The organism is Streptomyces sp. NPDC096040 (genome assembly GCF_040303265.1).
Lineage (GTDB): Bacteria > Actinomycetota > Actinomycetes > Streptomycetales > Streptomycetaceae > Streptomyces.
In genome coordinates, this window is the sequence record NZ_JBEOTA010000032.1 from 26,020 (window position 1) to 39,101 (window position 13,082).

Consider the following 13,082-nt stretch of genomic DNA (forward strand, 5'->3'; position numbering starts at 1 on the left):
TTTCCTATGCTCTGGCCCACGATTCCGACGATAGACCCACCGGGCTCGCAGACCCAACGGGCACGTCGATTCAGCCCGCGTCACCAGGGCATATCCGTCCTAACCGGCCGTGGTCCGCGGCTCGCGCGGCAGCCCGAGCACCTTCTCCGCGAGGATGTTCCGCTGCACCTGCGAGGTGCCGGCGTAGATGGTGCCCGAGCGGGCGATCGGACAGGTCGTCGACCAGGGCGCCGAGGAGTTCGCGGCGCCGGTGTCGTCGGTGCGGTAGGTGGGCAGCGGCGGCCGGCCGACCGGAACCTGGTCTGGGACTCGGGACCGGGCTGAGCGCCCTTGAGCCGGCCGGTGAGAATTCCGGTAGCCGAGACAGCGCGTGATCTCGACCTCGGACGCCGCCGACGACGAGATAGGCGCGGGTGCGGGCGCCGTCGAAGAAGACCTGTTTGAAGTGGAGCTGTCCGCTCATCATGCGGAACGGCCGCACCTCGACACCGGGTTGGTCGAGCGGGACCAGGAGGAAGGAGATGCCCCGATGCTTCGGCGCGTCCGGGTTCGTGCGGGCCAGGACGAAGATCCAGTCGCTGTGATGGGCGCCGGAGGTCCACGCCTTCTGGCCGTCGATCACTCAGTCCTCGCCGTCCCGTACGGAGGAAACGGCTCTTCTGTCCTCCGGGCCTCAGCGCAGCCGCGTGTTCGCCGGCACCTTCACGCCGAGGGTGTCTGCGGCAGCCTGAACGGCACGCCGGCCAGGGAGAGTTCCTCCATCAACACGACCTGGTGGAGCTTGGACAGGCCATGGCCGCCGTACTCCTCGGGCCAGGTGAGCGAGAGACATCCGTGCTCGACGAGCCGTCGGAGGCAGTCCCGGGCGAAGGCCCAGACGGCGTCCTCGTCCAGGACGCCGATGCAGGAATGCCCTGACCTCGGCACGGAACGTCTCGGTCTCCGGGGGGTGTCATCCGGCCGCGGCGTCGCGGGTGCGCTGGTGGTGGCGCCGAGCCTTCATGCGGTTGCCGCAGACGGCCATCGAGCACCAGCGGGCCCTGTTGGTCTTGCTGCGGTCGATGAGGAACAGCCGGCACTCCGGGTTGGCGCACGGCCGCAGCCGGCCCGGCATCGTCTCCTGCAGAGCGCTCCAGGCCAGGACGGCCGCCACCGCCATCCGGCGCTGCGCGGGGACGTCCAGCTGCCATGTCACCCCCGTGGCCGACAGCTGTGGGTGTGAGACGACGTCCGTGAGGAGCGGGGCCAGTGCCGTGGCGGGCCGGCTGTCGGTCACCACGTCCTGCAGGAGATCACGTGCCTGGAGGAGATACCGGCGCTCTTCCTTGCCACCGCTGCCCCCGTGGGCCCGCTGCCAGGACCTGGCCGCTTCCGGATCGGCCAGTCGGTCCTGGACCGTGCCGTTGACCACGGGTGTGCTGTTGAGGAGCTCCAGCAGTGTCTCCTGCTGATCCGGTCCGGTCGCCATTGCCGCCTCCTCCTAACCCGACTGATTCGCTTGAAAGGTTATATCAGTGCGCACCTGCCCGCCGGAGTCCGACCGGTTAAGTCTAACCAGTTAAGTTTGCTTGACTGGTTAGGTGAGGTGTGCTCGACTGGGTGGGTAACCGGTAAAGCGCGAGAGAAGGGTTAGGGACATGGTCTACGCAGTCCATCACCGCACCGCCACCGTCGACGGCCTCGACGTGTTCTACCGGGAGGCCGGTGATCCGCAGGCGCCCGTCGTGGTCCTCCTCCACGGTTTCCCGACCAGCTCGCACATGTTCCGCGACCTGATCCCGGCGCTCGCCGACCGCTACCGCCTGATCGCCCCCGACCACATCGGCTTCGGCCAGTCCGCCATGCCGAGCCTCCAGGAGTTCCCGTACACCTTCGACGCCCTCACCGACGTCACCGCCGGCCTTCTCGATCAGCTGGAGGTCGACCGGTTCGCGATGTACGTGCAGGACTACGGCGCACCCATCGGCTGGCGTCTGGCTCTCCGGGCCCCCGAGCGCGTCACGGCGATCATCACCCAGAACGGCAACGCCTACGAGGAGGGCTTCGTCAAGCCCTTCTGGGACGGAGTCTTCGCCTATGCCGAGGCGCCGGGGCCGGAGACCGAAGCCCCCATGCGCGCGGCGCTCACCCTTGACATCACCCGCTGGCAGTACCTGAACGGAGTCGCCGACCCGAGCCTGGTCAGCCCGGACAACTGGGTGCACGACCAGGCGCTGCTCGACCGCCCCGGCAACGACGAGATCCAGCTCGAACTCTTCCGCGACTATCCCACCAACGTCGACCTCTACCCGCGGGTCCACCAGTACTTCAGCGACTCCCAGGTCCCGCTGCTGGCGGTATGGGGTGCCAACGACGAGATCTTCGGCCCCGACGGCGCCCGGGCCTTCGCCCAGGACCTGCCCAAGGCCGAGATCCACCTCCTCGACTCGGGACACTTCGCCCTGGAGAGCCACCTGGAAACCATCACCGAACACATCCGCGACTTCCTCGCCCGCGCCCTCGCCTGACGCGTGGTGCCCTGCCGGGCCCGTGGCGATCGGCACGGCACCCCGGTCCCGATCTTGGTGGTTCGCTCACCGTTCACAGCGGCCTCATCTGTGCGAAGGCGTGCGTTCGGGCCACGTCGGAAAGGTCCTGGCGGCCTGTCACAACGGAACCCCAGGACGGATTTCGTGACCGAATCACGCGTTCGCCGGTGGCGTCGTAGCCTCCGTGTTCTGCTCGTCGCCGTCGCCGGCCCGACGCTCGCCGTCGGCGCCCTGACCGCGTCCCCCGCCCACGCGGCGGCGGCCGACGACATCCGGATCAACGAGGTGGTGACCACCGGGGACGTCAACGACTCGGTGGAGCTCTACAACAAGGGCACCGCCACGGTGGACCTCTCCGGCTGGATCCTCAAGGACGAGAACGACAGCTCCAAGTACGCGATAGCCGCCGGGACCGCGCTCGCGCCCGGCGGCTTCGTGGCCTTCGACGTCCACAACGCCTTCGGTCTGGGCTCCGCCGACGAGGCGCGCCTCTACCTCGCCGACGGCACCACCCTCGTGGACAGCTTCAGCTGGAGTGAGCACTCCGCACCCTCGTGGTCGCGCTGCCCCGACGGCACCGGTGACTTCGGCTCGGCCGCGCTGACCCTCGGCGCCGCCAACGACTGCGGCACGGGCGGCGTTTCGGCGACGGCCTGGCCGGGCGGCAGCTCGGTCGCCACCGCCGACACCAAGAACGCCTTCGGCTCGGACCTGAGCGGCCTCTACCAGGAGGGGAGCGTGATGTGGGCGGCACAGAACAGCGGCAAGCTCTGGCGTCTGGTGCCGAACGGCTCCACCGCCTGGAAGGCCGACACCAGCAACGGCTGGACCTCCGGCAAGGCCCTCAAGTTCCCCGGCGGCTCGGGCACGCCCGACGACGAGGGCGTCACGCTGACCGGCTCCGGAGCCGGCGGGGGCGTGTACGTGTCGAGTGAGCGCAACGCGGACTCGTCCGGCACCAGCCGTCTGTCCGTCCTGAAGTACGACGTGAGCGGCACCGCCACCACGCTCACCGCCTCCACCGAGTGGAACCTGACCTCGGACCTGCCGTCCGTGGGCTCCAACCTCGGCCTGGAGGGGATCACCTGGGTCCCGGACACCACCCTGACCGCCGCCGGGTTCAGGGACGCCTCCACCGGCGCGGCCTACAACCCGGGCAACTACGGTTCCCACACGGGCGGGGTGTTCTTCGTCGGCGTCGAGGGCACCGGCATGATCTACGGCTACGTCCTCAAGGACGGCGGCACCTTCACCCGCGTCGCCTCCGTCAGCAGCGGCATGGCCGGCGTGATGGAACTCCAGTGGGAGCCGCAGGCCTCCCGGCTGTGGGCGGTCTGCGACGACACCTGCGACGGCCAGCACCGGACCATGCAGATCAACGCGTCCGGTGTCTTCGCCACCACCGCCGTCTACAACCGCCCCTCCGGCATGGACAACCTCAACAACGAGGGCTTCGCCGTCTCCGGCTCGGACGCGTGCAGCAGCGGCACCAAGCCCGTGTACTGGTCCGACGACAGCAACGACAGCGGCCACGCCCTGCGTCGGGGCACGATCGCCTGCTGATCCGGCCGGCGCGCCGATACCCCGCCGTATCGTACGCGCGGCACCTCACGCACCACCGCAACACAGCGTCAACTTATCTACCGGCACGTCGAGTTCACCGACGTGCCGGTTCCTTTCGCCGCTCCCGGAGGAACCGTGGCAACCGGCCGCCCCCACCGTTCTCATGTGCCGCTGACCCGACGCAGATCCCTTGCCCTCACGGCCGCCCTCGCCGCCGTCTGCTGTGTCACCCTCACCCAGTGACGACGCCGACGACCTGCCCGGCCGGGGCTATCTCGCCACCAACCCCGCCGAGTTGGTCTGGGACTACTTCAACTGGCCCGGCAAGCTCTCCTCGCCCGACCTCGCCTACACCTGGGACCAGTACAACGGCATCACCTCGTGACACGCCATGCCCAGAAGGGGCGGCACCCCGGCGGCACCGTCGTCCACCGGGTCCTCGACGCCTTCCCGGTGCCGCTCCGAAGATCCCGCCCGCCGACGCCGCCAAGCGTCGCCTGGACCGCCCATCCCGAGCGCGCGCGATGACCGGCCAGGTCACCGAGCTGGCCGCGCGCCCACCTCGGCGAGGGCGGAGTCGTCGACACCCCGGACGCTCTTGCGGCTCGGCACCGACGTCGGCGTACCCGAGGACGACGTACGGCGGATGCTCGACGGGGACACGTACGCCGATGCCGTCGCGGCCGACGTCCGCCAGTCAAGCCGTCATGGCGCCACCGGCGTGCCGTTCACCGTGCTCGACCGCGCCTACGGCCTCTCCGGGGCGAAGCCGGCCGGCACCTTCCTGTCCGCCCCGCGCACCGCGCACGCGGACACCTCCCGGGCGAGGCGCTGAGCAGCGCTCGACGCGCGCGATCGGCCCGGAGCTGGTGTGCTGGGGGAGGGGTTCGGCCGTTCCCGTCGTACCCGTTCCGGGAGATCCGGGAGAGACGTATGAGTACCTACCGAGTCGCGCAGGTGACCGCTGCGGGCGGGCCGTTCGAGATCGTAGAGCGGGAGGTGCCCCGGCCGGGTCCCCGGCATGTGCGGATCGCCGTGGAGGCCTGCGGCGTCTGCCACAGCGACAGCTTCTTCGTGAACGCCGGAGTGCCGGGCATCACGTTCCCGGTGGTGCCCGGGCACGAGATCGCCGGGCGGATCGAGGAACTCGGCGAGGGCATCGAGGACTGGGGCTGGCAGATCGGCGACCGGGTGGAGGTCGGCTGGTTCGGCGGCAGCTGCGGCCACTGCAAGCCCTGCCGTCAGGGCGACTTCATCGTGTGCGAGAACCTGAAGACGCCCGGCCGGAGCTACGACGGCGGCTTCGGTGAGCAGGTGATCGCGCCGGTCGACGCCCTCGCCCGCATCCCCGAAGGGCTGACCTCGGCCGATGCCGCGCCCCTCGGTTGCGCGGGCGTGACCACCTTCAACGGGCTCAGGCGCAGCCCGGCCGAGCCCGGTGACCTGGTCGCCGTCGTCGGTCTCGGCGGGCTCGGCCACCTCGGGGTGAAGTACGCGGTGGCCATGGGTTTCGAGACGGTGGCCGTGGCCCGCGGCGCCGAGAAGGGCGACTTCGCCAAGCAACTCGGCGCCCACCACTACGTCGACTCCACGGCCGCGACACCCGTCGGGGAGGCCCTCCAGTCGCTCGGCGGCGCCAGGGCCGTCCTCGCCACCGCCGGGAACTCCCAGGCCATCACGGCGGCCGTCGACGGGCTGGCGCCCCGGGGCGAGCTGGTGGTGATCGGCATCGATCCCGAGCCGCTCGGGGTCAGTCCGCTGCAGCTGCTGGGGAAGGGGCGGGTGGTCCGCGGCCATCCGTCCGGCACCGCCCAGGACGTGCAGGACACCATGGAGTTCAGCGCCCTGCACGCAATCCGCCCGACGATCGAGACCGTACCGCTGGAGGAGGCGGACGCGGCCTACCAGAAGATGCTCAACGGGGCCGCGCGCTTCCGCATGGTGCTGACCTACGGCTGACCGACCGGATCACTCCCGTACGGCGCGGGCCGCGAGTAGCGCGATGTCGTCCTCGGAGCCGATGGCGAGGTGGTCGAGGACGGTGTCGACGATCTTGTCCAGCGGGTCGGTGGGGGACAGGGACAGACCCGTCAGACGGGCCAGCCCCTGGTCGATGTCCTCACCGCGCCGTTCCACCAGCCCGTCGGTGTACAGGAGCAGCACACCTCCGCGTTCCGGGGCGACGCGCTGTTCGTACCGGCCGAGCCCGCTGCCCAGCGGCGGGCCGACCGGGACCGGCACCAGCTGGATCCCGCCCTCGGGGGCCAGCCAGACCGGCGGCAGGTGTCCGGCGCTGGCGTAGGTGAGCGTGGCGACGTCCGCGTCCCCGAGTGCCAGGAAGCAGGTGGCCACCCGTTCGAAACCGGAGTCGGCGACCATCCGGTCCGCGTGCTCCAGGATCCGGCGCGGGGAGAGCCCGGCGCGCGCCAGGGCGCGCAGCGTGGAACGGTAGTGGCTCATGGCCACCGCCGCGTCCACGCCATGGCCCATCACATCCCCGATGACCAGCATCGTTCGGCCGTCGGGCAGGGCCAGGACGTCGTACCAGTCGCCGCCGATCAGCGAGCCGTCGTCGGCGGGACGGTAGCGCGCGCTGGTCTCCACACCGGCGTGCTGTTGCAGCTGGCCGGGCTCGGCCAGCAGGGCCCGCTGCAACTCCAGGGCCATGGTGTGCTCACGCTCGAAGCGGACCGCCCGGTCGAGGGCGCGGGCGGCGCGGGCGGCGAGTTCGCGGGCCACCGTGGCGTCCTCGTTCGAGAACGGCCCGGAGTCCCCGGCCCGGGCCAGCAGCAGGCTGCCGAGGTACCGGCCGTCCGAGACCAGCGGCGCTAGGAGCACCGAGTGGACACGGGCGGTCAGGCACGCGCGGGCCGGCGCCCAGCTCGGGATCAGCGCCCGCCACTGTGCCGCCGTGATCGCGTTGCGCCGCAGGACCCGGCCCGCCGCCAGGTTCCGCCGGGTCCCGGTGCCGCGCGGCCAGCCGACCAGCTCACCGCGCGCGTCCAGTGCCGGGAGACCGGTGACCAGGCCCGGTCGGGTCGCGTACGCGGCGAGCCGGGTGGGCGTCCGCCGCGCCGTCGCCGTGTCCGCCGGACTGAGCTCCACCCCGGCCGCGTCCGCGAGCTCCGGTACGACGAACTCCGCCAGCTCCCGGCAGGTCCCGGCGACATCGGTGCCCGTGCCGATCCGGGACGCGGCCGCGTCCAGCAACGCCAGGCGCCGATGGGCACGCTCCAGCTCGTAGACGTACTGCTGCGGCTCACTGATCTCCAGGCCCACCCCGGCGACGCCCACCACCTTGCCCGTGCTGTCCACCAGCCGGTGGTACACACACCGCCACTCCCGCACCTGGTACGGCGAGTCCACCCAGGTCCGCCCGGTGACGACGATCTCGCGCGGCCGCCCGTCGTGCAGGATGTCCCGCAGCACCTGCTCCGACCGCTGGATGTGCGGAAGCACCTCGCGCAGGGTGTGCCCGAGGTACGCGGCGGCGGGCAGGCCCGTCATCCGGGCCATGTGCGGGTTGACGTACAGATAACGCAGACCGGTGTCGAGGACCGCGAAACCGACGGCCGAGTCCTCGACGATGCCGCGCAGCAGATCGATGTAGCCGATGTCGGCGGGTGGTGCGCCCGGTCCGGCCGGTCGTGGTGAGGAGGTGCCCCTGTCCACCCGGTCCTCCTCGCCTGCCCCCGCCCACGGCCGCCCTTATCGTCCATCAGGTCCCGGTACCGCGCATCCCGGGACGGCACCGCAGCGCATCCCGGACGCGCCCGCTCACATCGCCCGGAGCCGGTCTGTGCGGTGGCCTTAACCGCCATCGATGAGGAGCGGTGACGCCGGCGTAATCACCCGTGCATACGGTCTAGGCCGGACGGAAGAGGCTGACCAGCAGGAACAGGGGGCGCCCGTGGCAGCGCCGGACGCGCGCAGCACCGACACCGGCAAGGTGCGCACGGTCTGCTCGTACTGCGGGGTCGGCTGCGGCATGGTCCTCGACATCGGCAGGGGCCCCGACGGCCGCCGTACCGTCCTCAGGGCCTCCGGCGACAAGGAGCACCCGGCGAACTTCGGGCGGCTGTGCACCAAGGGCGCCACCACCGCCGACATGCTCGCCGCGCCCGGCCGGCTGACCACCGCCCTGCTGCGGCCCGAGCGCGGTGAGGAGGCCGTTCCCACGGCCGTGGACACGGCGGTCGCCGAGACCGCGCGACGGCTGCGCGCGATCGTCGACGAGCACGGACCGGACGCGGTCGCCCTCTATGTCTCCGGCCAGATGAGCCTGGAGGCCCAGTACCTCGCGAACAAGCTCACCAAGGGCTTTCTGCGCACCAACAACATCGAGTCCAACTCCCGGCTGTGCATGGCCAGCGCAGGCACCGGCTACAAGCTGTCCCTCGGCGCCGACGGCCCGCCCGGCTCGTACGAGGACCTCGACAAGGCGGACGTCTTCCTGGTCATCGGCGCCAACATGGCCGACTGCCACCCCATCCTCTTCCTGCGCCTGATGGACCGGGTGAAGGCGGGCGCGAAGCTGATCGTCGTCGACCCGCGCCGCACCACCACCGCCGAGAAGGCCGACCTCTTCCTCCAGGTGAAACCGGGCACCGACCTCGCCCTGCTCAACGGCCTGCTCCACCTCCTGTACGAGAACGGCCACACCGATCCCGAGTTCATCGCCGCGTACACCGAAGGCTGGGAGGCGATGCCGGAGTTCCTCGCCGACTACCCGCCCGCCGCCGTCGCCGCGATCACCGGCATCCCCGAGGCCGACCTGCGCGCGGCGGCCCGGCTGATCGGCGAGGCGGGGGAGTGGACCAGCTGCTGGACCATGGGCCTCAACCAGTCCACCCACGGCACCTGGAACACCAACGCCCTGGTCAACCTCCACCTCGCCACCGGCAGGATCTGCCGACCCGGCAGCGGCCCCTTCTCCCTCACCGGCCAGCCCAACGCCATGGGCGGCCGGGAGATGGGGTACATGGGACCGGGCCTGCCCGGCCAGCGGTCGGTCCTGGTCGACGCCGACCGGGCGTTCGTCGAGGAGGTGTGGGGACTGAAGCCCGGCACGATCCGCGCCGACGGGGTCGGCAAGGGCACGGTCGAGATGTTCCAGAAGATGGCGGACGGCGAGATCAAGGCCTGCTGGATCATCTGCACCAACCCGGTCGCCTCCGTCGCCAACCGCAGAACCGTCATCGAGGGCCTGGAGGCCGCCGAGTTCGTCGTCACCCAGGACGTCTTCACCGACACCGAGACCAACGCCTACGCCGATGTCGTGCTGCCCGCCGCCCTGTGGACCGAGTCCGAGGGCGTCCTCATCAACAGCGAGCGCAACCTCACCCTGGCCCGCCCCGCCGCCGACCCGCCCGGTGAGGCCACCGCCGACTGGCGCCTGATCGCCGGCGTCGCCCGTGCGATGGGCTTCGAGGACGGCTTCCGCTACGACAGCGCGGAGCAGATCTTCGAGGAGATCAAGCGGTTCCACAACCCGAAGACCGGTTACGACCTGCGTGGAGTCAGCTACGACCGGCTGCGCACCACCCCGGTCCAGTGGCCGGCCGCCACCCCCGACGGCCCCGACCGCAACCCCGTCCGCTACGTCGGCCCCGACGGCACCCTCACCTTCGCCACCGCCTCCGGCCGCGCCGTCTTCCACGCCCGCCCGCATCTGGACCCCGCCGAGATGCCGGACGACGACTACCCGTTCGTCCTGAACACCGGCCGTCTCCAGCATCAGTGGCACACCCTCACCAAGACCGCGAAGGTCGCCAAGCTCAACAGACTCAACCCCGGCCCGTTCGTCGAGGTCCACCCCGAGGACGCGGCCGCGCTCGGCCTCGCCGACGGCGATTCCGTCGAGGTCGCCTCACGGCGCGGCCGGGCGGTACTGCCCACCGTCGTCACGGACCGGGTCCTGCCCGGCTCCTGCTTCGCGCCCTTCCACTGGAACGACCTGTTCGGCGAGTACCTCAGCGTCAACGCGGTGACCAGCGACGCGGTCGATCCCCTTTCCTTCCAGCCCGAGTTGAAGGTGTGCGCGGTGGCGCTGACCAAGGTGTCCACACCGGTGAGCGTGCAGGTGCCGGGTATCGAGGAGACCCCGGCCGTGCTGCCCGCCGCCGCCGCCGCTGCCGCTGCCGCTGCCGCCTCCGTCTTCGGCCTCGACCCGGTCCCGCCGCCGGTCCTCACCGAACCCGAACGGCAGTACCTGGTCGGCTTCCTCGCCGGCATCCCGGCCGGCGCCCCCGGCGTCCCCGTCCTGCCCCCGGACGCGCCGTTCAGCCCAGAACACGCCCTGTGGGTCAACGGCACCCTCGCCGGCATGTACTCCCGCAGCTCCGCGGTCCCGGTCACAGCACCCGCGCGGGGCCGGCAGGTGGTGATCCTCTGGGCCTCGCAGACCGGCAACGCCGAGGACTTCGCCGCCACCACCGCCGAGCGCCTCACCGCGGGCGGCCACGCGGCCTCCCTGGTCGCGATGGACGAGGCCGACCCGGCCGCCCTGCCCGCGGGCGCCGACCTGCTGCTGATCACCAGCACCTTCGGCGACGGCGACGCCCCCGACAACGGCGCCGGCTTCTGGGACGGCCTCGCCGCCCTCGACGCCGGGCGCCTCACCGGCCGCCGGTACGCCGTCCTGGCCTTCGGCGACTCCTCCTACGACGACTTCTGCGGGCACGGGCGACGCCTGGACCGCCGTATGGACGAACTCGGCGCGGTCCGGCTCGCCCCGCGCACCGACTGCGAACCCGACTACGAGACGCAGGCGGAGTCCTGGCTGGACCAGGTTTTGACCGCCCTCAAGGACGGGGCTGCCGTGGCCGCCACGCCCCCCGCACCCGCCCGGTCCCGGCGCCCCGCCCCCACCACCGCCAGGCTCGTCGGCAACCGGCTGCTCAGCCTGCCCGGCGCCGGCAAGGAGGTCCGCCGCTTCACCTTCGAAACCCGCGACAGCGAGACCCCGCTGGTCTACGAGGCGGGCGACGCGCTCGCGGTCCGCCCTCTCAACTCCCGTGACCTGGTGGCAGAATGGCTGTCCGTCACCGGCCTCGACGGGGCGACCGGCGTGACTGTCGACGGAGTCGGTGACGTCCCGTTCTCCGAAGCCCTCTTGCGGCATCTGGACATCACCAGGATCACCCCGGACCTGCTCCGCTTCGCCACCGAACGCACCCGTGACGCATGCGAGTTGCGCAAGCTGCTGCGTCCCGACAACAAGGACGAGCTGGCCAAGTGGTCCTGGGGGCGGCAAGCGGTGGACGTCGCCGCCGAGTTCGGGATCCGCGCCGATGCCGGGGAGTGGGCGGGCGTCCTCGGCAGGCTGCAACCGCGCCTGTACTCCATATCGTCCAGTCCGCTCACCGACCCCCACCTGGTCTCGACCACCGTCTCCGTCGTCCGCTACGAGAACCTGCACGGCAGGCCCCGGCAGGGCGTCTGCTCGCCGTTCCTCGCCGACGCCGAGCCAGGCACCCCCGTCCCCGTGCATGTGCAGCGCTCCCCGCACTTCCGGCCGCCCGCCGACGCGGCGACACCCATGGTGATGGTCGGCCCCGGCACCGGTGTGGCGCCGTTCGTCGGCTTCCTGGAGGAGCGCCGTGCCCGTGGTCACCGGGCTCCCAACTGGTTGTTCTTCGGCGAACAGCACCGGGCCACCGACTTCTACTACGAGCAGGAGCTCACCGCCCTGCTCGCCGAGGGCACACTGAGCCGTCTCGACACCGCCTTCTCCCGCGACCAGCGGGCCAAGGTCTACGTCCAGGACCGGATGCGCGAACACGGTCCGCTGCTGTGGTCCTGGCTCCAGGACGGCGCCCACTTCTACGTCTGCGGCGACGCCTCGCGGATGGCCAAGGACGTCGACCGCGCCCTGAAGGACATCGCCACCGTGCACGGCGGACTGACCGAGGACGAGGCGACCGTGTACGTCAAACAGCTGGCCGCGGACCGGCGATACGTCCGGGACGTCTACTGATTCGTCATCAGCTGCCGCATGGTGAGGGCCAGTTGTAGCCGGAACCGGCCCTGCGGGGTGCGCACCGACCAGCCCAGCAGGTGCTCCGCGTGCGTCAACCGGTCCTGGAGCGTGGAGTGATGGACGCTGACCTCGGCGGCCGCCGCCCGCAGGCTCGCCGTCGACGCGACCGCGTGCAGCGTGCGCAGCATCCAGGGCGCGTCCACGGCCGCCGCCTCCACGGCACGGACGTCCGGTGCGGGCTCCGCACCGGGTACGACGATATCGCCGAGCAGCGCGACACCGCCCAGCTCGTCGGCGTACACCACGGGCGACCCCGGCCCCTGCGCACGGCCGTCCGAGGCGAACCGCAGCGCGGTGCGGGCCGCCGCCCAGGAGCGGGGGAGATCCGCCACGGCCACGGCCGGGCCCACGCCCGCGCGTCCCGCCTGCGGCACCGCCTGCCCGTCCGCCACGATCCGGTGCGAACCCCCGGCCACCGCCACCGCCCGGAACCGCACGGACGGGTCGCCGGTGTCCAGGCCGAGCCGCCGAGCCGCGTGCAGCCGGGCCGCCGGCGGAGCGTCGGCGTCCAGGACCGTCTCGACCAGCGCCGGATCGTCCACCGGCGGTGCCGGGGCCCGGCCCCGGGTGCGGTCGAGCACGGACCGCGCGGCCGCCGAGGCCCGCTCCAGGATCACCGCGTCGACCACGCTCGGCCGGTCGGACCCGGTCCGCTCCAGCCAGAGCGCAGGCGGCCCACCCGGCACCAGCGGCGCACACGGCCAGCCGGGATCGGGCGCGCCCGCGCCGTCCTGACGCCGCCCGTCCGGCTCCACCCGCAGCCGGACCCGCCGCTCCTCGTCGACCAGCCGCGCCGGACAGCCGGCGAGCACCGCGGCCCCGCGCACCAGCGCCTCCAGACCGGCCCGGGTCTCGGCCAGTCGGTCGAAGTAGGCGATCACCGCGACGGCGGCCCCGGCATCCGGGTCCACCGCGGCCAGCCGCCCCGCCAGCTCTTTCATCCCGCCATG

At 71.8% G+C, this 13,082-nt stretch carries 11 protein-coding genes; 6 read left to right on the forward strand and 5 right to left on the reverse strand.

Annotation, left to right across the window (positions count from 1 at the left end; translation table 11 throughout):
- Positions 1 to 70: 70 nt before the first annotated feature.
- The 3 genes from ABTY98_RS42410 to ABTY98_RS33945 form a co-directional block, all read right to left on the reverse strand.
- Entirely contained in the window at positions 71 to 622 is a 552-nt protein-coding gene (locus ABTY98_RS42410; RefSeq protein ID WP_502994421.1) for an acyl-CoA dehydrogenase family protein, read from the reverse strand.
- Positions 623 to 702: 80 nt separating this feature from the next.
- Positions 703 to 927 carry an acyl-CoA dehydrogenase family protein gene (locus ABTY98_RS33940; RefSeq protein ID WP_352224926.1) on the reverse strand — a complete coding sequence of 75 codons (225 nt, stop codon included), beginning with the start codon at positions 925 to 927 and terminating at the stop codon, positions 703 to 705.
- A gap of 25 nt (positions 928 to 952) precedes the next feature.
- Complete coding sequence (locus ABTY98_RS33945; protein ID WP_352224927.1) at positions 953 to 1,468, reverse strand: CGNR zinc finger domain-containing protein; 516 nt, start codon at positions 1,466 to 1,468, stop codon at positions 953 to 955.
- A gap of 169 nt (positions 1,469 to 1,637) precedes the next feature.
- On the opposite strand from ABTY98_RS33945, the gene ABTY98_RS33950 reads away from it, so the two are divergent.
- The 5 genes from ABTY98_RS33950 to ABTY98_RS33970 all read left to right on the forward strand — a co-directional run bounded on the left by ABTY98_RS33950 (position 1,638) and on the right by ABTY98_RS33970 (position 6,050).
- On the forward strand, positions 1,638 to 2,507 hold the full coding sequence (locus ABTY98_RS33950; protein ID WP_352224928.1) for an alpha/beta fold hydrolase: 870 nt from the start codon (positions 1,638 to 1,640) through the stop codon (positions 2,505 to 2,507).
- Positions 2,508 to 2,672: 165 nt separating this feature from the next.
- Positions 2,673 to 4,091: a lamin tail domain-containing protein gene (locus tag ABTY98_RS33955; protein ID WP_352224929.1), complete on the forward strand. Its 1,419-nt coding sequence runs from the start codon at positions 2,673 to 2,675 to the stop codon at positions 4,089 to 4,091.
- 223 nt (positions 4,092 to 4,314) lie between these two features.
- On the forward strand, positions 4,315 to 4,476 hold the full coding sequence (locus tag ABTY98_RS33960; RefSeq protein WP_352224930.1) for a hypothetical protein: 162 nt from the start codon (positions 4,315 to 4,317) through the stop codon (positions 4,474 to 4,476).
- A 6-nt stretch (positions 4,477 to 4,482) separates the two neighbouring features.
- Positions 4,483 to 4,926 carry a DsbA family oxidoreductase gene (locus tag ABTY98_RS33965; RefSeq protein WP_352224931.1) on the forward strand — a complete coding sequence of 148 codons (444 nt, stop codon included), beginning with the start codon at positions 4,483 to 4,485 and terminating at the stop codon, positions 4,924 to 4,926.
- A gap of 98 nt (positions 4,927 to 5,024) precedes the next feature.
- Positions 5,025 to 6,050 carry an alcohol dehydrogenase gene (locus tag ABTY98_RS33970; RefSeq protein ID WP_352224932.1) on the forward strand — a complete coding sequence of 342 codons (1,026 nt, stop codon included), beginning with the start codon at positions 5,025 to 5,027 and terminating at the stop codon, positions 6,048 to 6,050.
- A gap of 9 nt (positions 6,051 to 6,059) precedes the next feature.
- On the opposite strand, the gene ABTY98_RS33975 is transcribed toward ABTY98_RS33970, so the two are convergent.
- Positions 6,060 to 7,763 (reverse strand): SpoIIE family protein phosphatase, encoded by a 1,704-nt coding sequence (locus tag ABTY98_RS33975; RefSeq protein WP_352224933.1) that lies wholly within the window; start codon positions 7,761 to 7,763, stop codon positions 6,060 to 6,062.
- Between the two features lie 316 nt (positions 7,764 to 8,079).
- Between ABTY98_RS33975 and ABTY98_RS33980 the strand changes: the two genes are divergently transcribed.
- Positions 8,080 to 12,069: a bifunctional nitrate reductase/sulfite reductase flavoprotein subunit alpha gene (locus ABTY98_RS33980; protein ID WP_502994424.1), complete on the forward strand. Its 3,990-nt coding sequence runs from the start codon at positions 8,080 to 8,082 to the stop codon at positions 12,067 to 12,069.
- On the opposite strand, the gene ABTY98_RS33985 is transcribed toward ABTY98_RS33980, so the two are convergent.
- Positions 12,063 to 13,073 (reverse strand): helix-turn-helix domain-containing protein, encoded by a 1,011-nt coding sequence (locus tag ABTY98_RS33985; protein ID WP_352224935.1) that lies wholly within the window; start codon positions 13,071 to 13,073, stop codon positions 12,063 to 12,065. The genes ABTY98_RS33980 and ABTY98_RS33985 overlap by 7 nt on opposite strands.
- Between the last annotated feature and the right edge of the window lie 9 nt (positions 13,074 to 13,082).

Excerpts from the sequence above, each read along its gene's own strand:
- ABTY98_RS33945 (WP_352224927.1), bottom strand. The coding sequence starts at position 1,468 with ATGGCGACCGGACCGGATCAGCAGGAGACACTGCTGGAGCTCCTCAAC.
- ABTY98_RS33950 (WP_352224928.1), top strand. The coding sequence starts at position 1,638 with ATGGTCTACGCAGTCCATCACCGCACCGCCACCGTCGACGGCCTCGAC.
- ABTY98_RS33965 (WP_352224931.1), top strand. The coding sequence starts at position 4,483 with ATGCCCAGAAGGGGCGGCACCCCGGCGGCACCGTCGTCCACCGGGTCC.
- ABTY98_RS33970 (WP_352224932.1), top strand. The coding sequence starts at position 5,025 with ATGAGTACCTACCGAGTCGCGCAGGTGACCGCTGCGGGCGGGCCGTTC.
- ABTY98_RS33980 (WP_502994424.1), top strand. The coding sequence starts at position 8,080 with ATGGTCCTCGACATCGGCAGGGGCCCCGACGGCCGCCGTACCGTCCTC.
- ABTY98_RS33985 (WP_352224935.1), bottom strand. The coding sequence starts at position 13,073 with ATGAAAGAGCTGGCGGGGCGGCTGGCCGCGGTGGACCCGGATGCCGGG.